Genomic DNA, 25,810 nt, shown 5'->3' on the forward strand with positions numbered 1-25,810 from the left:
AAAGGGGGGTTGGGTTCAGGCGCGCTGACTGGAACAGGATACGATCTCGCCGGTCATGTAGCTGGAATAGTCAGAGGCCAGGAACATCATCACGTTGGCGACCTCCCAGGCTTGGGCCGCACGCCCGTAGGCTTCCTTCGCTTCGAGCTCCGCCAGTAACTCCTCCGAGGCCGACTTGCGCAACATGGGATGCAACACAATGGAAGGGGACACCGCATTAATACGCACATTGAACGCGGCCGCCTCCATCGCAGCGCAGCGGGTCAGCGCCATCACCCCTGCCTTGGCCGCCGCATAGTGACACTGCTCCTGCTGGGCCCGCCAGCCGAGCACCGAGGCATTGTTGACAATGACACCGCCGTTGCCGCGGGCCTTCATGACTTTCATCATGTAGCGGGTCATGCGCATGGTGCCGTTGAGCGTCACATCGATCACCTTGTTCCACTCGTCGTCTTCCATCTCGATCAGCGGCCGGGAGGTGCCGAGGCCCGCGTTATTGATCAGCACATCGACACCGTCCAGGCGCTCTTCGGCAAAATCCACCAGCGCCTGCACGTCGGCTTCGACGGCCACATTTGCGATCTTCCCGTAGACAGCCTGCAGGCCGGTGTCTGCTTTCAGTTTATCTACCGCCGCTTCCAGCCGACCCGGATGGATGTCACTGAGGACAATGGCCCGGGCGCCCTCCTCGGCTGCCCGGGTCGCCGCAGAAAACCCGATCCCGGCGCCCGCTGCGGCCGTGATCAGCGCAGACTTGCCCTTGAGCAGCCCGTGGCCGGGTACGTATTCAGGTGTCTTTAAATCCATCTCGTTACCTCTACTTGAGCGCCGGGCGCGGTTCCTTGGGCATGCCCAGGCCGCGCTCGGCAATAATGTTGCGCTGAATCTGGTTGGTGCCGCCGTAAATCGTGTCGGAGCGAACGAACAGGTACATCGCCTGCAGGCGGCTCAATTCGTAGGGCGCACCCTCGAGAATCTCACACTCGGGGCCCATCACGTCCATGGCGAGCTCGCCGAGACTGCGATGCCAACTGGCCCAGAACAACTTGTAAATCAGGGCTTCCTTCTGCAACGAGCCGTCGCTCACACTGTGGCCGGAGAGCATACGCATGGCGTTGTAGCGCATGATTTTCAACTCGGCATGGGCGCGCGCTATGCGCTGGCGGATGTCGGAAATATCGGCCGCGCCATTTTCCCGGGCCAGTGCCACGATGTCGTCCAACTCGTTCTGGAACTGCATCTGCTGCCCCAGGGTGGAGACACCGCGTTCAAATCCCAGCAGACCCATGGCGACTTTCCAGCCATCGCCCGGCGCACCGACGATATCCCCGGCATCACATTCCGCGTCATCGAAAAACACCTCGTTGAACTCCGAGGTGCCGGTGATCTGCTCAATCGGCCTGATTTCAATCCCGGGCTGGTCCATCTTCACCAGGAAGAAACCCAGGCCCCTGTGGGCGACAGACTCCGGGTCGGTGCGGGCGATAACAAAGCAATAGTCGGATTCGTGCGCCAGCGAGGTCCAGACTTTCTGGCCGTTGAGCACCCATTTACCCCTCACCTCATCAAAACGCGCCTTGGTTTTGACGTTGGCCAGGTCGGAGCCGGCTCCGGGCTCGGAGTATCCCTGACACCACAGTTCGGTGCCGGCGACGATCCCGGGCAGGTATTTCTGCTTCTGGGCCTCGGTGCCGAAAGCGATAATGGTCGGCCCCGCCAGGCCTTCGCCGATGTGCCCTACCCGTCCCGGTGCGCCGGCACGGGCATACTCTTCGAAGAAGATCACCTGCTGCTCGATAGAGCAGCCTTTACCGCCATACTCTTTCGGCCACCCCACGCAGGTCCAGCCACCCTCGGCGAGCTTCTGCTCCCAGACCTTCCGTTCCTCCGGGTAGGTATGCTCATCACCGGGGCCACCCCGGTACCTGAGCCTGGCAAACTCGCCCTTGAGGTTATCCTGCAGCCACCCCGCAACCTCGGCCCGGAACTGCTCGTCCTCTGCGCTGAAACTCAATTTCATGATGACCTCCCCTGGTCCAGCAGCGTTACGGCGAGCCGCTCCCGATGCGAGGATCCATCGCCCAACAAGTGCTCCGACGACTTGGCCCGCTTGAAGTAGAGGTGAACGTCGTATTCCCAGGTGAAGCCCACGCCGCCAAACAACTGCAGGGCCTCTCCCGCCACCGCAAAGTAAGCGTCGGAGCAATAGGATTTGGCCACGCTGGCGGCCTCCGGCAATTCTGCGCCCAGTTCACCGCCCCGCAGTGCCTCATCGGCGACACAGGCAGCGTAATAAACGGCCGAGCGGGCCACCTCGGTTTTCAACATCATATCCGCAGCCTTGTGCTTGACTGCCTGAAAACTGGCGATGGGACGATTGAACTGGACCCGTTCAGTGGTGTATTCCACCGTCATGTCCAGTAGCTGCTGGCAGCCCCCCACCTGTTCCGCGGCCAGGGCAATCGCCGCCAGGTCAAGCACCTTGCCCAACGCCGGCCAGGCCTGGCCACACGCTCCCATCAGGCTGGTGCCATCCAGTCGAACATTATCAAGGGTCACCGCCGCCTGTTTTCGCGCCTGGTCCAGAGTGGGCAACCACCGGCGCCTCACGCCGGCGGTTTGTGCGGGCACCAGGAACAGGCTGATGCCCTGCTCGCCACTGCTACCTTCCTCGCGGGCAGCAACAACCAGCAGTCCCGCGGTATGTCCGTCGATCACATAACGATAGTCGCCGTTGAGTACGAATTCATCGCCCTCACGGCGGAAGCTGGCGGTAATGCTGTCTGCGGCCCAGGAGCGGCTGCCGCCATTGAACGCCAGCGTGGCGGTGACTTGACCGGCGCCAAGTTCGCCCAGCCAGCGGGTCTTCTGATCTTCATTCCCCGCCACCAGCAGGGCATTGGTCGCCAGACAGACCGTGGAGAAATACGGTGAACACAGCAGGTAGCGCCCCATCTGTTCCATCATGGCAACCAGTTCAACATAGCCCAGACCCAGGCCGCCGTAGGCCTCCGGAATATGGATTGCCTGCCAGTACATCTCGTCGCAGATCCGCCGCCACAGGGCGCTGTCATAGCCCGACTCGGTCGCCATCGCACGACGCACCGCCTCACTGCTGGAGACCTCCGCCAGGAACGCCGCCGCCGTATCGCGGATCATTTCCTGCTCTTCGGTAAAGGCAAAGTCCATGTCTCAGGTACCCCAGACCTTCTGCGCCGGAACCTCTTTTTCCAGCAGTACGGCCATGGCCTCGCCGATTTCCGCCGGCGCCCAGGCGGCGCCACGATCAACCCCGTCGGTGGTGCGCCAGCCGTCGCAAATACAAATCCGCCCGCCTTCCGCCTCAAACACCCGGCCGCTGACATGCGCCGCCTCCGGGCTGGCCAGCCAGGCCAGCAGATTGGACACATTCTCCGGCGCGAAATGGTCGAAGCCGCCGTCCTCGGGCTTCTTCATCCGCTCGGCCATTTCCGGCACGGCGGTGGTCATTCCGGTCCGGGCCGAAGGCGCCACCGCGTTAGCGGTTATGCCGTAACGGGCCAACTCGGCCGCCTGGTTCAGCGTTAACGCGGCAATGCCCGCCTTGGCGGCGGCATAGTTTGACTGGCCGATGGAACCCTGCAGGCCCGCGCCCGAGGTGGTGTTGATGATGCGCGCATCCACCGCCTTGCCTTCCTTCGCCTGGCCGCGCCAATAGTGCACGGCGTGGGAACTGATGCAGAAGTGACCCTTCAGGTGCACTGACATGATCGCGTCCCACTCGGCCTCGGTCATGGAGGCAAACATCCGGTCGCGATTGATCCCCGCGTTATTGAGGACGATGTGCAAATCACCGAAGCTGTCGATGGCCTGTTTGACCGCGTTAAGGCTGTCGTCGTAGTTGGTAATGTCGGAGCTGTTCACCACCGCCTTGCCACCGGCGGCCGTAATCTCGTCAACCACCGCCTGGGCAGCTTTGGTGTTGATGTCGTTGACGACCACCGCACAACCCTCGGCAGCGAACACCCGCGCGTGGGCGGCCCCGAGGCCACCGCCAGCGCCGGTGACAATTGCGACCCGCCCTTCCAGTATTCCTGTCATGGTATTTCCTCTTTAATCTTCGGCTCTAAGGGGCCGCCTCGGATGGCGAACCAAGGCTTCTGGACACGCCGTGAATACATCCATGTAGGCTCGGCTGTGGCATCCATGCCACAGACGGTCCAGCATCCTTGGTTCGCCCCCCGCGGCTCAGTTCAATTCATTACTCTCAGAGCCGTTCTATGATTGTCACGTTCGCCTGGCCGCCGCCTTCACACATGGTCTGCAGACCGTACCGTCCTCCGCTCCTTTCCAGTTCGTGCAGCAAGGTGGTCATCAGTTTGGTGCCGGTGGCACCCAGCGGATGGCCCAGCGCAATCGCCCCGCCGTTGACATTGGTTTTCGCGTGGTCGTAGCCGGTTTCCTTGAGCCAGGCCATGGGAACGGATGCGAAAGCTTCGTTAATTTCCACCAGATCGATATCGTCCAGGCTCATGCCGGCCCGCTTGAGTGCGTATTCGGTGGCGGGAATCGGCGCGGTCAGCATCCAGATCGGATCTTCAGCCCGCACGCTCATGTGGGCGATACGCGCGCGAGGCGTCAGGCCATAGCGCTTGAGCGCGTCTTCGGACACAATCAGCATGGCGGAGGAACCGTCGCTGGTCTGGCTCGAGACGGCGGCGGTGACCTTGTCACAACCGAACAGGAAGTCCAGTTCAGCCATTTTCTCCAGCGAGGTTTGACGGGCGGTTTCGTCCATCTCCAGTCCCTCGAGCGGCGCCACTTCGCGATCGAAGCGTCCCTCTGCTATCGCCCTCAGGGCGCGCGTGTGCGACTCCAGGGCAAATTTCTCCAGGTCTTCGCGGCTGAATCCCCACTTGTCTGCAATCATCTGTGCGGAGCGGAACTGGGTCGGTGGAGTGGCGCCGTAGCGCGCCACCCAGCCCTGGGAACCGCTGAAGGGATCAGAGAATCCCAGCGGTTCGGCGGCAGTCATGGCGGCCGAGATCGGTATCTGGGTCATGGTCTGTACACCACCGGCGATCACCACGTCATTAACGCCGGCCATGACCGCTTGCGCGGCAAAGTGCACTGACTGCTGGGAAGAACCGCACTGGCGGTCGATCGTGGTGCCGGGAACTTCGTCAGACAGGCCGGCCGCCAGCCAGCAGGTGCGGGCTATATCGCCCGCCAGCGGACCGATGGTATCAAGACAGCCGAAGATCACATCGTCGTATTCGTTGTCGGGTATGGGATTGCGATCCACCAGGGTCTTGATCACGTGGGCACCCAGGTCGGCGCCGTGAACATGGGCCAGGCTGCCCTTGCGGCGTCCGGTGGGTGAGCGTACTGCGTCTACGATATAGGCGTCTGCCATGGTTGCATTCCTCTTATTCAGGCAAAAGTTGCACCGGCACCGAGTGCCGCGTTGTCAGCGAAAATGTCGTCGGCCACCCGGCTCTTGTGAAAGCCGGCATCACCCCAGGTGTTAGCCAGGGCCCAGGCCTTTTTCATGAATATGTGCAGGTCGACTTCCCAGGTGTAACCCATGGCGCCGTGGACCTGGATACAGTTTTTGGCCGCGAGATTGGCCGCCTCGCAGGCCACCAGTTTGGCATGGGACACCGCCCGGCCAGAGCGCTCTCCACTGACAGCCAGTTCATAGGCTGCCCGGTAAACCGGGGCTTTGGCATATTCCAGCCGTACGGCCACATTGGCCATATGGTGTTTGACCGCCTGGAAAGCGCCAATCGCCTGGCCGAACTGCTGGCGCTCACTGGTGTATTGCACGGATATCTCCACCATCCGCTGGGCCAGGCCCAGGGCCTGTGCCGCAGACCCCAGCGCGCCCCGGTTCAGTGCTCTGGCGATCAGCGCCTGCGCATCGGCGGCCCGGGCCACCTCGGTAGCACCACTGCTAACGGTCACTGCATACAGTTTCCGGGACGGGTCCACAGATTCGTTATAACGCAGGTCAACCTGGTCCCGGCTGGCGGCGAACAGGCTGTCGCCCTGCTGTAACAACAACAGGTCAGCCACATGGGCATCCTCTACCAGCTGGTTTTCCTCTAATCCAACCACCACCAGAGCCTCGCCGCTGGCGATTTTAGGCAACCATTCGGCGGCCAGTGCGCCCCCCAGTTCTGCCAGCATGGGAACAGCCACCAGCACCGTGTGCACCAGCGGCTCGGGCAAGGCCACGTAACCGCATTCCTGTGCCAACAGCACAAAATCGACTTCGCTCATGCCAAGGCCACCGAACGCTTCCGGCACGGTCATGCCGGTGAGCCCCAACTCCGCCAGTTGTCCCCACAGTTCGGGATCGCGGCCGGTCCCCGATTCCCAGCACCTGCGAATGCGCTCGGGGGTCACTTCATTCACCAGAAAGTCACGCACGGACTCCTGGAACAGCAACTGGTCTTCAGTAAAGGTAAAATCCATGGCTCAGTCGTTCTCCTGTTTTTGCCACGATGGCTGCATGTGCGCTGATCGAGGAAGCACCCCGCGCAGGGAGGGAGCGTATAAGAACATACGTGACCGGCCGAGCAGGGAACTGACGAAGAGCTGGCTGACTACAAACATGCTGGTTAGCGCCGCGGCATGCCGAGCATGCGCTCGGCTATGATGTTGCGCTGCACCTCGTTGGTACCGGCATAGATTGGCCCGGACTGCGAGAACAGCCAGCCATCCAGCCAGTTACCCACCCCTTTGGCATCCGGAGCGTGGGGCAGCAGCTCTGCCCGGGCGCCGAGGATACTCATGGCAGTGGCGTGCATACTCTGGTCTAGCTCCGACCAGAAGATCTTGTTGGTGGACGACTCAGCGCCGATCTTGCCCCCCTTGTTCAAACGGCAAGCCGTCTGGTAGGTGGTGAGACAGTAGCTTTCGGCGTCCAGGTAGGACCGGATCACCGCGTCTTTCACCGCCGGATCGCGATCAGCGGAGGCGCGATTGTCGCGATAGAGTTCAACCAGTCGGCGGGCGGTTTCCTGGAAGCGCGCCGGCGAGCGCAACATCAGGCCGCGCTCGAAACCGGCGGTGGCCATGGCCACGCTCCAGCCCGCCCCCTCATCGCCGAGCCTGTTTTCCACCGCGACCTCGACGTTATCGAAAAATATTTCTGCGAAGCCGGGCAGCCCGTCCAGTTGCGGAATAGGTCGCACGGTAATGCCGGGGGAGTCCAGCGGCACCAGGATAAAGGTCAGGCCACGGTGCCGCTCCGAGTCCGGATCGGTGCGGAACATGCCGAAGCACCAGTCCGCCCAGACCGCGCGGGTGGACCAGGTCTTCTGGCCATTGATAATGTACTTGTCTCCTTCCAGCCTTGCGGTAGAGCGAATGGCCGCCATATCGGAACCGGCATTGGGTTCCGACCAGCCCTGGGCCCAGACCTCTTCCCCGTTGGCCATCTTCGGCAGAATGCGGGCCTTCTGTTCTTCCGTCCCATACTCCATGAGGGTGGGACCCAGCAGGAAGATACCGTTCTGGTTTACCCGCAGGGGAGCGCGCGCCCGGTAGTACTCCTCCTCAAATATCAGCCACTCGATCAGGTCGCAGCCGCGTCCACCGAGTTCCTCTGGCCAGGTCACCATTCCCCAGCGACCTTCGTTAAGGGTGGCCTCCCACTGCCGGTGCTGGGCAAAACCCTCGGCGGTATCGAAACTCTGCAGCGGTTCGGCCGGCACGTTGGCGGCCAGCCAGCTGCGCACTTGCTCGCGGAAGGCGTTTTGCTTGTCTGTGTATTCTAGATTCATTGGGATCCTTTCGACTTTTCAGACCTGTTCAAAGTCACTGGATCCCCGCCTGCGCGGGGATGACGGGTTCGACGGATGACGGATGACGGACATCATTCAAACTTCGCGTCGCGTTTTTCCACGAAGGCATCGCGGGACTCCTGGGAGTCGCCCATGGTGTAGGCCTCCAGGGTGAAACCCTGTTCCCAGCGATACTTGTCCTCGAGGTTGCCGTCCTCGATACCCGTCAGGGCCTCTTTCGCCAGTTTGACCATGGCGGGTGACTTCCCGGCGATCTTGCCGGCAATCTCGCGGGCCGCAGGCAACAGCGCTTCCTTTGGCACCACCCGCTCGACCGCACCCAGCCGATAGGCTTCCTGGGCATCGATAAACTCGCCGGTAAAGTACATGTAACGCACCTTCTGCACCGGGAACATGCGCTGCAGGTGGGCACCGCCACCCATGGCGCCGCGGTCTATTTCCGGCACACCAAAGCGGGCACAATCGGAGCAGATAATGATGTCGGCGGCCCCGGCCATACCGATGCCACCGCCCAGGACAAAACTGTGCAGGGCAACGATGACCGGCTTCGGGCTGCGGTGTATCGCGCGGAAGGTTTCGTAATTGCCCTTGTTGACATCGACGATCTTGCTGCCGTCGGCTGCCAGCTCCTTGATATCGACGCCAGCACAGAACCCCTTACCGGCGGCGGCGATAATAATGACCCGGACATCGTCGTTGACACCCAGGGTGTCTATCTCCTCGGCGATGGCGAACCAGCCGGCGCTGTCGAAGGCGTTCACCGGTGGATGGTCGAGTATCATCTCGGCGATGCCGTTTGCGACTGTGGTGTTGAAAGGCCTGGACATGGTGGACTCCTGGTTGCGTTCAGCCGGCACGGGCGGCCAGTTGGCGAAGGCGAGACTCAGCCTCGGCCACAATGGATTGAATGAGTTGTTCGCAGCTGAGCAGCTCATCGATGACGCCGGCCACCTGCCCTGAGGGCAACACACCATCCGCCGGCCGCCCCTCAACCATGGCCTTCTGGATGATCATCGGCGCATTGGCGGACATGATGGCCTGGGCCGCAGTGACGTCGTCGTCCTTGCTCATGGCCAGGGCCGACCTGAGCAGGGATGGCAGCGTAGCCCCGGTGTATTTGCGAAAGGCCAGGCCATTGCGCAGGGCGATCAGCAATTTGCGGAGTTTCCCCGCCTTTTCCAGCTCGGCGAGCAACTCGTTCATGATCATGCGCTGGGGCAGGCCATCCATCGCCGTCGAAACAATAATCTCGCCGGGATTCCTGCAGTCGATGTAACGCTGCAGGGTTTCCCGCGGCACCGGGCTCTCCTCGGTCATCAGGAAACGGGTGCCCATGGCAATCCCGTCGGCACCCCAGGCCAACGCGGCGGTAAGCCCGCGGCCATCCTTGAAACCGCCGGCAGCGACCACCGGCACCTTGTCCCCGACCGCGTCGATGACCTGGGGGATGAGTAACGTGGTCGGCACCGAGCCGGTGTGACCACCCCCTTCCCCACCCTGCACGGTGACCACGTCGGCACCCAGTTCCACCGCCTTGATCGCGTGCTTGGGCAGACCGACCGTGGGCATGCAGACCACTCCCGCATCTTTCAGCTTGCGGATAAATTCGGGGCCGGGAGAACGTGAGTAACTGACTGCCCGCACGCCGTGGCGGATCACCATATCAACGATGTCCGCCGCGTTGGGCTGGTACATGTGGAAGTTGACACCAAAGGGCTGGTCGGTCAGTTCCTTGACCCGGAGAATATCGCCCTCCATCTCCTCCGGCGGAATCGTTGCGCCGGCAAGGAAACCGAATCCTCCGGCGTTGCAGCTACCGGCGACCAGGTTAGGGTCGGCAACCCATCCCATGGCGGTCTGGACGATCGGGTAGCGGCATCCCAGCAACTCTGTCAGGCGCGTTTCCAGCATAGTCTGTCTCCGGCTCAGGCCGTGCGCACCCCGGGCGGGTTGTCCTTGATCTGCACTGCGCGCTGATTGTGGGGGTCGAGCGCGGCAATAATACCCAGCTGTTCCTGCGTCGGGGCCGATGTTTGCGGCACATCCGCCGGCACATGGACCGGATAACCGGTATTTTCCTGGACCTGCTCCACCGTCACCCCCGGATGCAGCGAGACCAGGCGGATCTGGTGATCGGGTCCACCGAAGTCCATGACACACAGGTCGGTGACCACCAGGCGGATATCGATGTCGTCCAGGCTGTGGCCCCTCGGCAGTCGTTCCGGGTTGTAGCCCACAGAGGAGACAAAGTCGCACTCCCCTTCCATGAACACCCGGGTATTGTGGCTGGGCACAAAAAAGCTGTTGGGGTGAGAGATGGAGTTACCCGGAAAGCCCCGGGCACCCAGCATCATCACCTTGGGCGCCTCGTAGCTGCCGCCCAGGGCGGACGTGTTGGTCTGGCCGTACCTGTCGATCTGGGTGGGGCCGAGCATCGCGTGACGCCTGCCACTCCAGACATTGTCAAAAATACGGGAGAAACCCATCCAGGACTCCGTGGCAGGGATGAAGTCGGCGGGCCGCTTGCCCAGCGGATTGGGCTCACTCAGCATCCAGGCCTCTGAATCCGTCATCATCAGGTCCGGGTTGGTGGTCTTCATGGCGAGGCTGGCGGCAAGGCGCGGAATCACGCCGATGCCGGTGGCAAGCACCTCGCCATCCGACTCAAAAGCCCTGCTCGCCGCTACTATGCAAAGTTCGGCGAGGCTGTATTCGGTTGCTGCTGTCATTGTCTCTCTCCTTCGCCGTTAGTAAGTGGGCAGCTCGATCGCGCGGATGGCATCGAGCCCGCCAACGCTTTGCTGGTAGGCCTCCTCCGAGTCCCCGAGGTACCTGTCCAGGTAGCCCTGGAACCCGGCCTCATCTTTTGCCGAGGCTGCATATGCCTTGAAGTGAGCCACATCGAAGCCGTAGAGCGGAGCACAGGAGCTAGGGTGGGCGCCACCGGCGATGGGAATCACGCCGGTGGTCTGGGAGCGCTCCCAGTGCACCATGCGTGCCTGCGCCGGGTCGTGAAAATAGTCAGTGTCCACCAACTCGTCACAGGAGACATAGGTCTCCCGTGCCGCCCGGGCGAACCAGTCATCCATGTAATGATCCGGGCCTGCGATCTGGCAAACCCCGCGACGGTCGGCGCGATCGGCGTGAATTAACGACACGTCCAGCCTCAGGGCGGGCATGGCCACCCACTCCTTGTCGTCATAGGGACTGTCGATCACCTTGATATCCGGGTTCTTGCTGATGATGTCGGTACCGAGGCCAACTTCCGTGGGTATGAATGGCAACCCCCAGGCAGCGGCTCGCAGACCCAGCAACATCATGCCTTCGTCGATCTCCATGACCTCGATGGAGCCGGACTGGCGGGCCTGGCGGAAATAGGGCTCCAGCGGAATAAAATCCAGTGAGACGAAGGCGAACACCACTTTTTTGACCTTGCCCGCGGCACACAGCATGCCCACATCGGCGCCACCGTAGGAGACCAGCGTGAGATCCTTGAGGTCGGAACGAAGGATCTCGCGCACCAGGGCCATGGGCTTGCGCCGGGGGCCCCAGCCGCCGATCCCGATAGTCATCCCGTCGGTTAATCCGGCAACCACATCCCTGGCGGTCATTTGCTTGTTCATCTGTCTTTCCTTATCTCAACTGACTATCCGCGCCATGCGATAGTCATGCTTCAAAAAATTAACCCCCAGGCTGCTCTCGGTGCGTCGCACACCGGGAACACTGCTGATATGTTGGCGCACGAAACTGGCCAGGTGCTCGGTATTCTTGACCATGGTGATGGCGAGTATGTCGGAACGGCCGAGCATGACGCCGACAAAGCCCAGTTCCGACACCGCTGCCAGGGTCCGGGCGACATCCCGGGTCTGGTCACTGCGCTCTACCTCGATCCAGATGTAGGCCAGGGTGGCATCGACAAAGCGGTCGATATTGGTCACTGCCGTAATCCGCAACTGCTTCTGCTCTTCCATGCGTTTGATACGAGCGCGCACTGTGCCCTCGGAGACCCCGAGGCTCTCGGCGATCTGCCGGTTACTGACCCGCGCATCCGGTGACAGACTCTCCACGATGGCCCGATCAAGTTTGTCCAGCTCACGCATCATGGAAAGGCACCCAGTCCGGTTGGTTTTTCAACACATCCATGGCCAGCGCCGGCGTCAATCGACGCACACCCGGGACCGAGCCCAGCGTGGCCATCAACAATTCGCTGAGACTGCCGGCATCCTCGGTGACCACTAAAATCTCAATATCGTGGCTGCCAACCACGACGTTAACTGAAAACACTTCGGCGATAGCCGCAAGATCTGTAGCCACAGCCTCCGGATCGCGGTTTTCCACCTGCACACCAATGGCCAGCAGCATGCCGTAGCCCGCCGCCTCGATATCGGTGACCGCAACGACGCGCATGGTATTGGACTCTTCCAGCCGCCTGACTCGTGCCCGCACCGTCGCCTCGGTAATCCCCAGCTCACGGGCAATGGCGCGGTAGGGCATCCGGCCATCGGCACGCAGCAGGGCGATAATCCCATGGTCGGTATCATCGAGGTCGATCGGCCGGGTGCCAGCACTCGCTGCCAGGTTATTCATTGCCCGCTCTCGCTCGCCGCCAGCTCGCGCAGCTGGTTTTTCAGTACCTTGCCACCGGCATTCATTGGTAATTCATCGACAAATCGCACGCTGCGGGGCACCTTGTAATTGGCCATATTGTCCCGCGACCAGGCGATGACCTGCTCCTCGTCCAGCGTCGCGCCGGCCGTCGGCACAATGTAGGCGCGGGCGACCTCACCCAGGCGCTCGTCGGGAACACCGATAACCGCTGCGCGCGCAACGCCGGGCATGCCGGACAACATGTTTTCAATCTCCGCCGGGTAGGTATTGAAGCCGCCGACGATGAACATGTCTTTTATCCTGTCAGTGATACGGATATAGCCGTCGGCATCCATCACCCCCACATCGCCGGTTTTCAGCCAGCCATCCGCGGTAATGGTCCTGGCCGTCTCCTCCGGATTGTCCAGGTATTCGCGCATCACGTTAAAGCCGCGGAACCAGATTTCGCCTTCAGTGCCGGGAGGGACCGATGCACCATCGCTATCGACCAGCTTTACCTCGACCCCGTCCATGGCCCGGCCGGAACTGTGGGAGATACGCTCGGCGCTATCGTCCGGCCGGCAGATCGATACCACGCCGCAGGATTCGGTCAGGCCGTAGGCGGTTACCACCACTTCGAACCCGAGCTCCTCCCGCATCTGCTCCACCAGCGACACCGGCACCGGCGCAGCGCCAGTCACTGCCAGGCGCAGGCTGGAGAGGTCATAGTCACCCCGTCGCGGATGGGCCAGCATCGACTGATAGATGGTGGGGGGACCGGGGATCATCGACACCCTGTCGCGCTGTATCTGCTCCATCACCGCGTCCAGGTCAAAACTTCGCACCGGCAGGATATGGGCCCCGCGAATCATGCAGGCCAGCCAGCCCGCCTTGTAGCCAAAGGAGTGAAAGAACGGATTGATCACCAGGTAGTTGTCCTCCGCCCGCAAGCCGACGGTGGCACTCCAGTTCTCAAAGGTGCGGATATTCTGCCCATGACAGGTCACCACACCCTTGGGATGGCCGGTGGTACCCGAGGTGAACAGGATATCCAGCGGATCATCCGGGGTTATCACGGCAGCTCGCTCAGCCACAGCCGCCTCGTCGATATCGGCACCCGCGGCCAGGAACGATTCCCAGGGCTGACAGCCGGCGGCGGCGCCCTCCAGCAGAACCCGCCGCTCCAGGGCAGGCAGCGCCTCCCCGTCGAGCAGGGAGGGATATTGCACCCCCAGAAAGTCAGCAACCGTCAACAGGATGCGGGCCCCGCTGGCGCGGAGTATGTAGGCTGCCTCGTGACCCTTCATTCGGGTATTCAGCGGCACCAGCACGCCACCGACGCTCTGGGCGCCGATCGCGGCAATAATCCACTGGTAGATATTGGGGGCCCAGATCGCTATACGTTCACCGGGGCGCAGGCCCGCCGCCAGAAAAGCACGGGCCGCTTTGACACGCATCGCGTCAAGCTGGCGGTAGCTCAGGCGCACCTCACCGTCGCTGATGGCCGGTCGCTCAGCGTGCGCTGCGGCTGACTGGGCAATCAGTTGCGGTAACGTTCTTGGCTGGTAGGTGGTTGCGGGCATGCTTGCGACGGGAGCTCAGTAATACAGGAGCACCATAGTAGTCCTCTGATTCCGCCCAAACAAGTTAAATTCGTAATTATTGGTTCAATATTTTACGAATAGCGTTATTTATTATATTAAAAGCACTCTTTATACGCAGAAGGCATCACTAAATTTCGATCAGCTCCCAGGTGCCGTCCTCGCTGTGCTGCAGTGCCCGGTTTTCCTGCTGCAGTTTGATCAGGTGGGCACTCATGGACAATTTGGCCATGGTGTGCAGACCGGGATCCACGTCGTCGTAAACCACTTCCACCAGTTGATCCAGATTCGCCCTGCCGGTGTGTCGCAGCCCGCGGATCACCTTGGCCTCCCGCTGCAGGCGGTGATTGACCAGCCACTGCACCACTGACCGCGAGTCTTCCATCACTTCGCCGTGCCCGGGAGCAATCAGATGCAGGTCATAACGCAACAGCAATTGCAGGGACTCGATGTAGGCTTTCATATCGCCGCTGGGTGGCACGATCACCACCGTGGAGCCATTCATGATGTGATCGCCGGCGAACAGCATCCGCTCCTCTTCCAGCAAAAAGCAGAAATGATTGCTCACGTGCCCCGGCGTATGCACCGCCCTGAGCGTGAACTCATCGGTGGTCAGTACGTCGTCATGGGACAGCTGCCAGGAAGGACTGAAGGTGTCATCCTGAAACATGTCATCAGCGGGCAGGGCTCCGATCACCTCGGCACCGGTAGCCTCGTGCACCGCCTGCCAGGCAGGCGAGTGATCGGGGTGGGTGTGGGTGCAGACAATCCACTTGATCCTGCCAGCGCCGGCCGCAAGAATCGCGTCGATATGCGAGGGGATGGCAGGCCCCGGATCCAGCACTGCCACCTGGTCATCCCCCAGCAGGTAGGTATTGGTCCCAGCGCCAGTCATCACCCCCGGGTTCGGGGCCACCAGGCGCCGTACCCGGGGGTTGAGCCGGAAGGGTACGCCGTGGTCAAGCATGGGCGCGCCCTGATTGCGGAAATGCCTGCGAGCCTGAGTGCCTTGCCATCTTCCGGAGGTACCCTAGACCAGGTTGGCGATGGGGGCCACAGGAGAGACGTCAGCCTCGTAGTCCACCCCCTCTACTTCAAAGCCGAACAGCTGCAGGAACTCGCGTTTGTAACCTTCGAAATCCGACAGCTGCCGCAGGGTATCGGTATTGATGTCCTCCCAGAGTGCGGCAACCGCCGCCTGCACTTCCGGGTCCAGTTCCTTGCGATCGGCCCGCAGCCGTCCCTCTTCATCCAGATACGGATCCTGGCCATAAAGAGAATCGCGGAACAGGCCGTCCACCTGTTCGATACAGCCCTCGTGCACACCGCGTTCCTTCATCACCTTGAACAACAGGGCCAGGTAAATGGGCATCGCGGGAATCGCGGCACTGGCCTGGGTGACCACGGCCTTGAGCACCGACACGCGGGCGTCACCGCCATGGGCCGCCAGCCGCTCGCGAATATCTATCACCCGCTTGTCCAGGTCCTTCTTGGCGGCGCCGATTGTCCCGTGCCAGTAGATATCCCAGGTCAGCTTTTCACCGATGTAGGTGTAGGCCGTGGTCTTGGCACCGTCCGCCAGCACGCCCGCCTCGTCCAGGGCCTCGATCCACATTTGCCAGTCCTCGCCACCCATCACCGCCACGGTATTGTCGATTTCTTCCTGGGTGGCCTGTTCCAGATGGAAGTCCTGTACCTCTTCCTTGTCGGTATTTACCCCTTTCTGCACGGTGTCGCTACCGATGGGCTTGAGCGTGGAGTTGTGGATTTCACCGGTTACCGGGTGCTGACGCCGGGGCGCCGCCAGGCTGTAGACCACCAGATCCACCTGGCCCAGGTCTGCCTTGATCGTCTCTATCGTTTTCTGCTTGATTTCATCGGAGAAGGCGTCGCCATTGATGCTCTTGGCATACAGGCCCTCGGCCTCGGCAAACTTGTGAAAGGCCGCCGAGTTGTACCAGCCCGCAGTGCCGGGCTTTTTCTCGGTGCCTTCCTTTTCAAAGAATATCCCCAGCGTCGCGGCTCCGGCACCAAAGGCTGCGCTGATCCGCGAAGCCAGGCCGTATCCTGTAGACGCGCCGATGACCAGCACTCGTTTGGGTCCGCCCTCAATAGGCCCCTTGCCCTTCACGTAGTCGATCTGTCTTTTTACGTTGGCCTCGCAGCCGGTGGGATGAGTTGTAATACAGAGGAATCCGCGCACGCGTGGCTTGATGATCATGGGCTGTAGGTCCTGGATATTCTTTGGAAAGGTCCCTCATGGGAACGGACGCAGTTTAGCACAGGGTTGAGCGCAGATCAGGGCAGATCGTGGCCGGCGGCGTTGGTAATCCACACGGTCTGGTAGGGTGCGAGCTCTATCACCTCCTCACGGCTGTGATAGTGCTCACCGCCGATCAGGTCCACCCATTCCTGGGTACCGATCAGGTTGATATCCGACAGTGACAGGGGCAGAGGCTCACGACTGATATTGCTGATGCAGAAGATACCCTGGCGACGATCCATGCTCTGCCGCCAGAACCCGAACAGGGCATCGCCGAGGTGCAACGTGAACTGGGTGGCATTGGGATGAAAAGCCGCCTGCTGGCGACGCACCGCCAGCAACGCCTTGATGCGGGCGAACACCTGGGCGTGCGAGGAATCTTCACGCTCCAGCTCCTCGATGAGCACGTCGTACTCCCACTGGTGGCGATTAATGGATCGATATTGCCCGCTGTGCTCCACCCGCTGGTAGTCGTTGCGCGTGCCCAGCAGGCTGTGGATGTAAATACCGGGTATGCCCTCGAGGGCCAGCATGATGGCGTGGGCGCAGATAAACCGGTCCACGGCCCTGCTGTCCGGGCCGGCAGTGGTTCCCTGCAGGGCGTCGAACAGCGAGATGTTGATTTCATAGGGCTTGCTCTGGCCGTCCTCCAGCGCCCGGAAGGAGACATGACCGCCAAAGCGGCGCATGGTGGTCACCAGTTCCTCCAGTTCCTCGTCGCTGAGCAGCCCCTCCGCGGGCCGCAAGCCAATACCATCGTGGGAGGCGACGAAGTTGAAATAGGCGGTCCCGTTCTGCGCCGGCGGCATGCTCATCATCCAGGTCTTGAGATGACGACAGTTGCCGGTCACCAGCGTATTGACCAGCAATGGCGGCAGGGAGAAGTTGTAGACGCAATGGGCCTCGTTGGCGTTACCGAAGTAGGACAGGTTCTCGCGGTTGGGGATATTGGTCTCGGTAATAAGCAGCGCGCCCGGTACGGCGTATTCCACCAGGGTGCGGAACAGGCGCACCACCTCGTGGGTTTCCTCCAGGTTGAGGCAGGTGGTGCCGGGGATTTTCCACAGGAAAGCCACCGCGTCGAGCCTGAATATCCGCACCCCGTTGTCCAGGTACAGGCGAACAATCGACACCATCTGCTTGAGCACTTCCGGGTTGCGGAAATCCAGGTCAACCTGGTCGTGGCTGAAGGTACACCAGACGTAGCGTGTTCCCTCGGGGGTTTCCACCTCACGCAGCAGCTCGGAGGTTCGCGGCCTGACTACAGCACTGATATCAGCGTCCGGCAGTGCCGTGTAGAAATAGCCTTTGCCGGGCGACTTGTCCTGGAGGAAGTTTTCAAACCAGAGACTGCGACCCGAGCAGTGATTAATCACCAGATCCGCCATCAGGTCATATTCGCCGGCAATGGCGGAGATATCCTCCCAGCTGCCGAGGAACTCGTTGACGCTGGAGTAATCGAGCACCGCAAAACCGTCATCAGAGCTCCAGGGGTAGAACGGCAGGATATGCACCCCGGTGACGAGGCCATCGCTATAGTCGTCGAGGAAGCTTTTGAGGGTGGCCAGCGGCACTTCTCCCTCTCGCAGCAGGGTGTCGCCGTAGGTAATGACGATTGCGTCGCGCTGGCTCCAGTGATTCACATACTGCGGCGGCGCCGGCGCAAGCTCGTCGAGCCGCATGATATCCAGCAGCTCTTTCGCCAGTGTGTCATAGTCAACGACAGTCGGGGTATCGTGGTAGATAGCCTCGACGTGATGCAGGACCTTGTCTAACAACAGGCCCGTTTCAGGAGTTCGCTGCAGCATTTCCGTCACCTGCTATTCCAAATTCCCTGTGGTCTTCCTCTACCGCTTCGCGCAATTGCTTGAGCACATCGGGGATCGCGCTGATAACCCGGCTCCAGCTGGGAATGAACGGGCGCTCCATGGGACGATCCAGGAATGCCTCCCCGGCCTTCATGATATTTTCCGCAAACAACTCCACCGCTTTTTCTTCATTGTGGATATCCAGGCTGAGGCCGTTCATCAGCGCATCATTGTGATAGGTTTCAACGAAGTCCAGGGCAATGCGGTAATAGGTCGCCTTCAGTGAGCGGAAGCTCTCGGTGTTGAAGGTCACCCCCCGGGTGGCAAGCTTGCGGAACAGGGCCTTGCAGATATCGATGGACATTTTCGACAGGCCGCCGGCCTCATTATCCGCCGACAGGTCCTGGTGCTTGTGATCGTAGACGTCGGCGATATCGGCCTGGCACAGCCGGTTGTTGGCATAATTGCGATACATTTCGGACAGCACTCCGATCTCCAGACCCCAGTCACTGGGAATGCGTATATCGTTGAGCACATCGCGGCGGAAGGAAAACTCCCCGGCCAGCGGGTAACGGAAGCTGTCCATATATTCCAGGTATTCCATTTTACCCAGATTCATCTTCAGCGCCCGCAGCAGGGGCGTAACCAGCAGGCGGCTGACCCGCCCGTTGATTTTGCCGTCGGCAACCCGGGCGTAATAACCCTTGCAGAACTCGTAGTTGAAGCGGGGATGGGCCACCGGGTAAATCAGCCGCGCCAGCATGGATCGATCATAGGTGACAATGTCGCAGTCGTGCAGGGCCACCGACTCAGCGCGATTGGACGCCAGCGTGTATCCCATGCAGTACCAGACATTGCGCCCCTTGCCCAGTTCGCGAGGCGCCAGGTCCATATCCTGTAGTTGCTGGTCCAGCGCCTGCAGACGTGGTCCTTCATTCCACAGCACCCGGTGCCGCTGCGGCAGTTGACCGAAGAACTTCAACGCTTCCCGATACTGGGATTCATCCGCCCGATCCAGTCCGATGACAATCTCGGACAGGTAGGACGCCGGCTTCAGGGCCTGGATGATTGCCGGCAGGGCCTCACCCTCAAGCTCGGAGTACAGGGAGGGCAGGATCAAACCCAGTGGTCGCTCCCGGGAGAACTCCAGCAACTCCTGTTCCATTGCCTCCAGCGGCCGGCTGGACAGGTCATGCAGGGTTGTGATGATGCCGTTCTGGTGAAAATCGCCCATATCAGGTTTTCCTCAATATTAAATAGCGACGGAAGTGGACTCGCCAAGCCATTGGCCGACACCTTCAGCCCAGCCAACAGGCCCGAAGCCCTCACTGTAGATCACCCCGTTCTCCCGTTTCAGCGGCGGATAATCATGTACCGGCGATTTGATCACCAGCGCGGTTTCCGCCGCCTCCAACATGGCAATATCGTTGCGACTGTCGCCAATCGCGATGTCACGGATCACGACATTGCCCGATTGGGCGGCATAGATTTCCCGCAATCGGGCCAGTGCCCGCCCCTTGTCACAGTCGCCCGCCAGGGTAAGAAAACGCCCGCCCTGCAGTGGGTGGGCTCCCAGAGACAGCAAGGAGCCAACAAACTCAGCCTTACGCTCGTCGCTACCCAGCCACTTGACCGGCTCGCTGAACTCGCGCTGGTTGGCGAGCGCCGCCTCTGCAGTACCCAGGCCAGTCATTTCAACGATGCCCGCTACCCGGGCCCGATGGAAGTACTCAAACTCCCCGGAGAACCCGGCCTCCAGCGACTGGAGAATGTCCAGCCACTTCTGCCGATCCGGGGAGAACTCCATGACCCAGTAATCATCCCGTTCCCGCGTGCCGTCAGGCTGCTCGGCAAAGTAGCCCCGGGGGATATAAATCGCCGCGCCATTTTCCACCACAAACGGATGGCGATTATCCAGCTCGGCGCGAATGCGCTCGATCTCGACCCGGGTTTTACTGGTCACCGCGATAACGGGAATGCCTGCCCGCTCCAGTTTCGCCAGCACGGGCAGGGCGGCATCAAAGCTGTAGTCATCATGATCCAGCAGCGACCCGTCCAGGTCAGTAAACACCAGTGCCATGGTCTGCGTGCTCAAACCCGGACTCCAGGGTTCAGGGAATAGCTCTGCACTGTCCGGTCTACGTCCAGGCGGAACAAGTGGTTAACCCGCGGGGGCAGGCATTGCAGGCAGTGCTCGGTGAGCCTCTGGTAGTGCTGGATAAACCGGCCAATCTGGGCTTCATCCATCAGGCCTTCACCCTGGCGCCGGCGCGCCAGTTTCTGCTCCTGCTCCAGTCGCCAGCGAAACACGCAGTCAAAGGAAGGGGCCTGCAGCATCAGCCACTCATCGACTCGCTGGTACAGGGGTGAGAATTTTTCGCTCAGCACAGCATTCACGTAGTTTCGCCAGCGTCCGTCTTCGTCCTCGAGGGACTCCAGGCTGTTCACCGGTGTTACCAGTGCGTCAATGGGCTGGGAACTTGCGCCAAGGCACCAGCCCTCTAACAGCACAATCTGTACACCGGCCTCAACCTGCTCCCAGTCTGCTTCCGGCACCCGGTCATCAATCGCCTTGTCAAAGCGCGGGATCCGCGTGGCTTCACCCGCCAGCAGGCTGTCGAGGGTCCGGGACAGCAGGCCCATATCATGGGTACCGGGCACCCCGCGAGTGGCAAACAGGGGGTGAACATCGATCGCCAGCTGGCGTCGCTGGGGAGCTGTCAGGTAAAAATCATCCAGGGAAAGCGCCAGGCATGACAGCTGGTGTTCAGCTTCCAGGTACGCACAGAGATAATCACAGAGGGTGGACTTTCCTGAGCCCTGGCTGCCGTTGACCGCCACCAGCAACGCCCGGCCTGCACTGTTTTGGTGCTCAGCCAACAGATCGGCCACAGGGTTGTACCATTTCCGTGCGCCGACGAGGTACTGCGCAGACAATTGATTGTCTTTCAGCACCTTGCTCTGCCAATCTGGCAGCTGCTCACCCATAAGAGACCCATTTTTACAACACTCAAGACCACTCACGCTGCAGATTCCATGCCAAACGGCACCAAAATGGTGAGCCCGTGCTTACATCAGCAATTGGCGAATATCACCCAGCAGGGAGACCAGGCCGGTGAGGAAGCGACCGCCATCTCCCCCATTGATGACCCGGTGGTCGTAGGACAGTGACAGGGGCAGCATTTTCCGCGGCACGAACTCCTGGCCATTCCAGACCGGCTGCGTATCTGCCCGAGACACCCCCAGTATGCCCACCTCAGGTGCGTTCACGATAGGGGTAAACCCGGTGCCGCCTATGTTGCCCAGGCTCGAGATGGTAAAGCAGCCACCCTGCATTTGCGCCGGGCTGAGCTTGCGGTCCCGGGCCTTGCCGGCCATGTCCAACACTTCCTCGGCCAGCTCCCAGATACTCTTCTTGTCCACATCGCGAATCACCGGCACCAGCAGACCAACAGGGGTATCGACCGCCATGCCGATGTGGATGTACTTCTTGTACACCAGCGAATCGCCCCCATCGGCCAGGGAGGTGCAAAATTTGGGATTGTCGCGCAACGCCACTGCACAGGCCTTGAGAATAAACGGCATCGGGGTAAGCTTGACTCCGCGCTTTTCTGCTTCACCTTTCATGCTGGCCCGGAATGATTCCAGTTCGGTGATATCCGCCAGGTCATTCTGGGTAACGTGGGGTACATTGAGCCAGCTGCGCTGCATATTGCTCGCGGTCAGCTTGTCCAGTTTGCTGCGCCCGGTTACCTCCACGTCACCGAAGGCGCCGAAGTCGACCTCGGGGATCACCGGAAGGCCGGCACCGGCACCGCTGCCGGCAGGCTTGCTCAGGCGCTCCTGGACGAACTTGTGCAGGTCCTCCTTCACCAGGCGGCCACGGGGCCCGGAGCCGGGAACTTCCGCCAGCTTGATACCGAACTCCCGGGCCAGTTTACGCACTGCAGGACCGGCATAGACCTTGCCGCTGTCTTCATCATCGGGGGCAGGCGCATCTGGCGTTGCTTTCCCAGCCTCGGGTGGTGATCCTGCCTGCGCTGCTTTTTTGGCTTCCGGTTCAGCCTCGGCACGCTTTGACGACGGAGCCTCGGCGGCCTGGGCCGGGGCTGCGGTCGCCATGACCACCAGCGGATCGCCCTGGCGCACGCTGTCGCCCTCACTGACTTTAATCTCGGTGATCTCGCCTTCCTGCGGAGCGGGCACCTCCATGGAGGCCTTGTCAGACTCCAGCACGACCAGGGAATCACCCTCGGCAACGGTGTCGCCCACCTTGACCACGATCTCGATCAATTCGACCGCCTCGTCGGTACCGATGTCCGGGACGTTAACCAGGGTGCTGGCCCTGGCGTCTCCCGCCTGCGACTCGTCAGCAGTCTTTTCTTCGGGCTCTGTCTCTGCCTCTGCTTCTGCTTCCGTCTCTGACTCTGCTGCTGCCTCTGCTTCCGTCTCTGCCTCTGCTTCCGTCTCTGCCTCTGCTTCCGTCTCTGCCTCTGCTTCCGTCTCTGCCTCTGCTCCTGACTCTGCTTCCGCCTCTGACGATGCGGTCTCTCCCCCGTCCGACGCCGCATCGGCCTCTGGCGCCGATGCTTCACCCCCGTCGCCCGCAGTCTCGATGACCGCCACCGGCGCACCTTCCGCCAGTTCCTCGCCCTCGCTCACCAGTATCTCTACCACCTTCCCGGCGACGGTCGTCGGGATTTCCATGGAGGCCTTGTCCGACTCCAGCACGATCAGGCCCTGCTCCAGGCTGACCTCGTCACCCACCGCAACCAGCAGCTCGATCACTTCCGCGCCTTCGGCGCCGCCGATATCCGGGACTGTTACTTTTTCTTTAGCCACGATGTATTCCTTTTTTATACGGTCAGCGGATCGATCTTGTCGGGGCTGATGCCAAGGTCCTGCATCGCCGCGCTCACTTTGGCGGGCTCAATCTCACCCAGGTCCGCCAGTGCCTTCAGCGCTGCCAGCACCACAAACTCCCGACTGACCTCGAAGAAGTCACGCAACCTGGCGCGGGTATCGGAGCGACCATAGCCGTCGGTACCCAGTACGGTGAAGTGCCCGGGAACAAATTCCCGGATCTGGTCTGTGTAGGCCTTGATGTAATCGGTTGCGGCAACAAACGGGCCGCTTGCGTCCTGCAACTGCGCCGTAACGTAGGGCACCCTCGGTTCTTCTTCCGGGTGCAGCAGGTTCCAGCGCTGCACCGCTTTACCTTCCCGCTGCAACTCGTTCACTGATGTCAGGCTCCAGATGTCGGCATCCACACCGTAGTCCCGCTCGAGAATGCTCGCGGCTGCCTCGACCTCGCGCAAAATGGTGCCGGCGCCCATCAACTGTACCCGCAGGTGCTTCTTGCCGGAACTGGCGCGCAAGCGGTACATACCCTTGATGATGCCCTCTTCAGCACCCTCCGGCATCGCCGGCTGCAGGTAGTTCTCGTTCATGGTCGTGATGTAATAGAACTTGTTTTCCCCAAGCTCGTACATCCGGTGCAAGCCGTCCTGGATAATGACCGTCAACTCGTAGGCGTAAGCCGGATCGTAGCTGACACAATTGGGAATGGTGCTGGCCTGCAGGTGGCTGTGGCCATCCTGGTGTTGCAGACCCTCGCCATTGAGGGTGGTTCGACCGGCCGTCGCACCAATCAGGAATCCCCTGGCCTGGCAGTCACCGGCAGCCCAGGCGAGATCACCGATGCGCTGGAAGCCAAACATGGAGTAGTAGATATAAAACGGCACCATGGAATAACCGCTGGTGCTGTAGGAGGTTGCCGCGGCCAGCCAGGCCGAGAACGCTCCTGCTTCATTAATGCCCTCCTCGAGAATCTGGCCCTGTTTGTCCTCCTTGTAAAACATGATCTGGCCGGCATCGTGGGGAGTGTAGCGCTGGCCCACGGAAGAGTAGATCCCCAGCTGACGGAACATGCCCTCCATGCCGAAGGTCCGGGCCTCGTCCGGCACGATAGGCACCACCCGTTCCCCCACCTCCTTGTCTTTGACCAGGTTTGACAGCAGGCGGACAAACGCCATGGTGGTGGAAATCTCCCGCTTGCCGCTGCTCTCCAGCAGCTTGGAGAACGACTCGAGGGGCGGGGTTTTCAGCAGCTCCATTTCACTGCGCCGGGCCGGGATCAGTCCCCCCAGTTCCTCCCGCCGCTGCCGCATGTAGCGCATCTCGGGACTGTCGGGTTCCGGCCGGTAGTAGGGAACCCTGGCCAGCTCGTCATCGCTAATGGGTATGCCGAAGCGATCGCGGAATGCCTTGAGGCTATCCATATCCAGCTTCTTCAGCGAGTGGGTCTCGTTGTTGGCCTCTCCGGCCTCGCCCATACCGTAGCCTTTCACGGTCATCGCCAGAATGACGGTGGGGCGCTCCGTCTCCGCCACGGCTTCGGCGTAGGCCGCGTACACCTTGTAGGGATCGTGGCCGCCGCGATTGAGGTACATGATGTCCTCATCCGACAGGTCCTTCACCAGTTCCAGCAGCTCGGGGTACTTGCCGAAGAAATGCTCCCGCGTATAGGCGCCACCATTGTACTTGTAGTTCTGCAGCTCACCGTCGCATACCTCGTCCATCCGCTTGCGCAGCAGGCCGGTTTTATCCTTGGCCAGCAACGGATCCCACTTGCGGCCCCAGATCACCTTGATCACGTTCCACCCGGCGCCGCGGAATACACCTTCGAGCTCCTGGATGATTTTACCGTTGCCTCGAACCGGGCCATCCAGCCGCTGCAGATTGCAGTTGATGACGAAATTGAGGTTGCCCATGCGCTCGCGACCGGCGAGGGCGATTGCCCCCAGGGACTCCGGCTCATCGCACTCACCGTCGCCCATGAAGCACCAGACATTGCGATCGCCATGATCCAGCAGCCCGCGGCTTTGCTGGTATTTCATCACGTGGGCCTGGTATATCGCCTGGATCGGCCCCAGGCCCATGGATACAGTAGGGAACTGCCAGTAATCGGGCATCAACCAGGGATGGGGATAGGAAGACAGCCCGTTGCCGTCGACTTCGCGACGGAAGTTGTCCAGCTGCTCCTCTTCAATACGCCTTTCCAGATAGGAGCGCGCGTACATGCCAGGAGCAGAGTGGCCCTGGTAAAATACCAGGTCGCCCGGGTGGCCGTTCTCGGCACCCCGGAAAAAATAGTTGAAGCCGACGTCGTAAAGCGTGGCACTGGAAGAGAAGCTTGATATGTGTCCGCCCAGGCCTTCATCGTTATCGTTTGCACGCATGACCATCGCCAGGGCATTCCAGCGCACCAGGGAGCGAATCCGTCGCTCCATGAACAAATCCCCCGGCATGGCCTTTTCCTCCACCGGGGGAATGGTGTTAACAAACGGAGTGACAATTGATGATGGCAGGTCAACGTGGCTCTCCAGGGCCCGGCGACCCATCTCGCGCAGCAGGTAACCCGCCCGTTCAGGGCCGCTGTTCCTGACCACCTCGTCCAGGGAGTCCAACCATTCCCGGGTTTCAATTGGATCCTTGTCTTCTGCCATGCTGACCTCTGGATTCTGGTTATAAGGGGGAATGCGCAATGGTTCCATATTGGAACCAAAAGTTAACTCCCCGCACTGTTAGTATAGTAAACGTAAAGAGCCGCCTGGATTCAAACTCACCAGGCGGCTCAGAATGAAATAATACTACACTATGGAATCCAAAAATGGAATATCAGTTCCATATTGCAACGGTTAATGCCTCTAAACACCGGTGTTTTCAGTGAAAACACCGGCCAAAATGTAGTTTTAT

22 protein-coding genes are annotated in these 25,810 nt (G+C 60.9%); all 22 read right to left on the reverse strand.

Annotation, left to right across the window (positions count from 1 at the left end; all coding sequences use genetic code 11):
• Positions 1–15 precede the first annotated feature (15 nt).
• Entirely contained in the window at positions 16–807 is a 792-nt protein-coding gene (locus tag E2F43_RS02515; protein WP_133209290.1) for an SDR family oxidoreductase, read from the reverse strand.
• A 10-nt stretch (positions 808–817) separates the two neighbouring features.
• Entirely contained in the window at positions 818–2,020 is a 1,203-nt protein-coding gene (locus E2F43_RS02520) for an acyl-CoA dehydrogenase family protein (RefSeq protein ID WP_133209291.1), read from the reverse strand.
• Positions 2,017–3,189 (reverse strand): acyl-CoA dehydrogenase family protein, encoded by a 1,173-nt coding sequence (locus E2F43_RS02525; RefSeq protein ID WP_133209292.1) that lies wholly within the window; start codon positions 3,187–3,189, stop codon positions 2,017–2,019. The genes E2F43_RS02520 and E2F43_RS02525 overlap by 4 nt, the downstream gene beginning before the upstream one ends.
• Positions 3,190–3,192: 3 nt before the next feature.
• Positions 3,193–4,080: an SDR family oxidoreductase gene (locus E2F43_RS02530; protein ID WP_133209293.1), complete on the reverse strand. Its 888-nt coding sequence runs from the start codon at positions 4,078–4,080 to the stop codon at positions 3,193–3,195.
• A 166-nt stretch (positions 4,081–4,246) separates the two neighbouring features.
• Entirely contained in the window at positions 4,247–5,395 is a 1,149-nt protein-coding gene (locus tag E2F43_RS02535; protein WP_133209294.1) for an acetyl-CoA C-acetyltransferase, read from the reverse strand.
• A gap of 17 nt (positions 5,396–5,412) precedes the next feature.
• Positions 5,413–6,459, reverse strand: a complete 1,047-nt coding sequence (locus E2F43_RS02540) for an acyl-CoA dehydrogenase family protein (protein WP_133209295.1) — start codon at positions 6,457–6,459, stop codon at positions 5,413–5,415.
• A gap of 146 nt (positions 6,460–6,605) precedes the next feature.
• Positions 6,606–7,772, reverse strand: a complete 1,167-nt coding sequence (locus tag E2F43_RS02545; RefSeq protein ID WP_133209296.1) for an acyl-CoA dehydrogenase — start codon at positions 7,770–7,772, stop codon at positions 6,606–6,608.
• 92 nt (positions 7,773–7,864) lie between these two features.
• On the reverse strand, positions 7,865–8,620 hold the full coding sequence (locus E2F43_RS02550) for an enoyl-CoA hydratase family protein (RefSeq protein ID WP_133209297.1): 756 nt from the start codon (positions 8,618–8,620) through the stop codon (positions 7,865–7,867).
• A 19-nt stretch (positions 8,621–8,639) separates the two neighbouring features.
• Entirely contained in the window at positions 8,640–9,704 is a 1,065-nt protein-coding gene (locus tag E2F43_RS02555; RefSeq protein ID WP_133209298.1) for an NAD(P)H-dependent flavin oxidoreductase, read from the reverse strand.
• A gap of 14 nt (positions 9,705–9,718) precedes the next feature.
• Positions 9,719–10,522, reverse strand: a complete 804-nt coding sequence (locus E2F43_RS02560; protein WP_133209299.1) for a CoA-transferase subunit beta — start codon at positions 10,520–10,522, stop codon at positions 9,719–9,721.
• An 18-nt stretch (positions 10,523–10,540) separates the two neighbouring features.
• Positions 10,541–11,416, reverse strand: coding sequence for a CoA transferase subunit A (locus tag E2F43_RS02565; RefSeq protein WP_133209300.1), 876 nt, complete (start codon positions 11,414–11,416; stop codon positions 10,541–10,543).
• Positions 11,417–11,431: 15 nt separating this feature from the next.
• On the reverse strand, positions 11,432–11,896 hold the full coding sequence (locus tag E2F43_RS02570) for an Lrp/AsnC family transcriptional regulator (protein WP_133209301.1): 465 nt from the start codon (positions 11,894–11,896) through the stop codon (positions 11,432–11,434).
• Positions 11,886–12,380, reverse strand: a complete 495-nt coding sequence (locus tag E2F43_RS02575) for an Lrp/AsnC family transcriptional regulator (RefSeq protein WP_133209302.1) — start codon at positions 12,378–12,380, stop codon at positions 11,886–11,888. Before E2F43_RS02575 ends, E2F43_RS02570 begins: the two co-directional genes overlap by 11 nt.
• Positions 12,377–13,963 carry a FadD3 family acyl-CoA ligase gene (locus E2F43_RS02580; RefSeq protein ID WP_133209303.1) on the reverse strand — a complete coding sequence of 529 codons (1,587 nt, stop codon included), beginning with the start codon at positions 13,961–13,963 and terminating at the stop codon, positions 12,377–12,379. The genes E2F43_RS02575 and E2F43_RS02580 overlap by 4 nt, the downstream gene beginning before the upstream one ends.
• 148 nt (positions 13,964–14,111) lie before the next feature.
• Positions 14,112–14,948: an MBL fold metallo-hydrolase gene (locus tag E2F43_RS02585; protein ID WP_165954161.1), complete on the reverse strand. Its 837-nt coding sequence runs from the start codon at positions 14,946–14,948 to the stop codon at positions 14,112–14,114.
• Positions 14,949–15,011: 63 nt separating this feature from the next.
• A complete protein-coding gene (gene fabV / locus E2F43_RS02590) occupies positions 15,012–16,202 on the reverse strand; it encodes an enoyl-ACP reductase FabV (RefSeq protein ID WP_133209304.1) in 1,191 nt (396 codons plus the stop codon).
• A 77-nt stretch (positions 16,203–16,279) separates the two neighbouring features.
• Positions 16,280–18,052, reverse strand: coding sequence for a sugar phosphorylase (locus E2F43_RS02595; RefSeq protein WP_133209305.1), 1,773 nt, complete (start codon positions 18,050–18,052; stop codon positions 16,280–16,282).
• Positions 18,033–19,286 carry a glycosyltransferase family protein gene (locus tag E2F43_RS02600; RefSeq protein ID WP_133209306.1) on the reverse strand — a complete coding sequence of 418 codons (1,254 nt, stop codon included), beginning with the start codon at positions 19,284–19,286 and terminating at the stop codon, positions 18,033–18,035. Before E2F43_RS02600 ends, E2F43_RS02595 begins: the two co-directional genes overlap by 20 nt.
• Positions 19,287–19,304: 18 nt before the next feature.
• A complete protein-coding gene (locus E2F43_RS02605; protein WP_238946711.1) occupies positions 19,305–20,147 on the reverse strand; it encodes an HAD-IIB family hydrolase in 843 nt (280 codons plus the stop codon).
• Positions 20,144–21,040: a hypothetical protein gene (locus E2F43_RS02610; protein WP_133209307.1), complete on the reverse strand. Its 897-nt coding sequence runs from the start codon at positions 21,038–21,040 to the stop codon at positions 20,144–20,146. The genes E2F43_RS02605 and E2F43_RS02610 overlap by 4 nt, the downstream gene beginning before the upstream one ends.
• Before the next feature lie 81 nt (positions 21,041–21,121).
• Positions 21,122–22,894, reverse strand: a complete 1,773-nt coding sequence (gene aceF, locus E2F43_RS02615; protein ID WP_133209308.1) for a dihydrolipoyllysine-residue acetyltransferase — start codon at positions 22,892–22,894, stop codon at positions 21,122–21,124.
• A 14-nt stretch (positions 22,895–22,908) separates the two neighbouring features.
• A complete protein-coding gene (gene aceE, locus E2F43_RS02620) occupies positions 22,909–25,560 on the reverse strand; it encodes a pyruvate dehydrogenase (acetyl-transferring), homodimeric type (RefSeq protein WP_133209309.1) in 2,652 nt (883 codons plus the stop codon).
• Positions 25,561–25,810: the final 250 nt, after the last annotated feature.

Source organism: Seongchinamella unica, assembly GCF_004354085.1.
GTDB classification, from domain to species: Bacteria; Pseudomonadota; Gammaproteobacteria; order Pseudomonadales; family Halieaceae; genus Halioglobus; species Halioglobus unicus.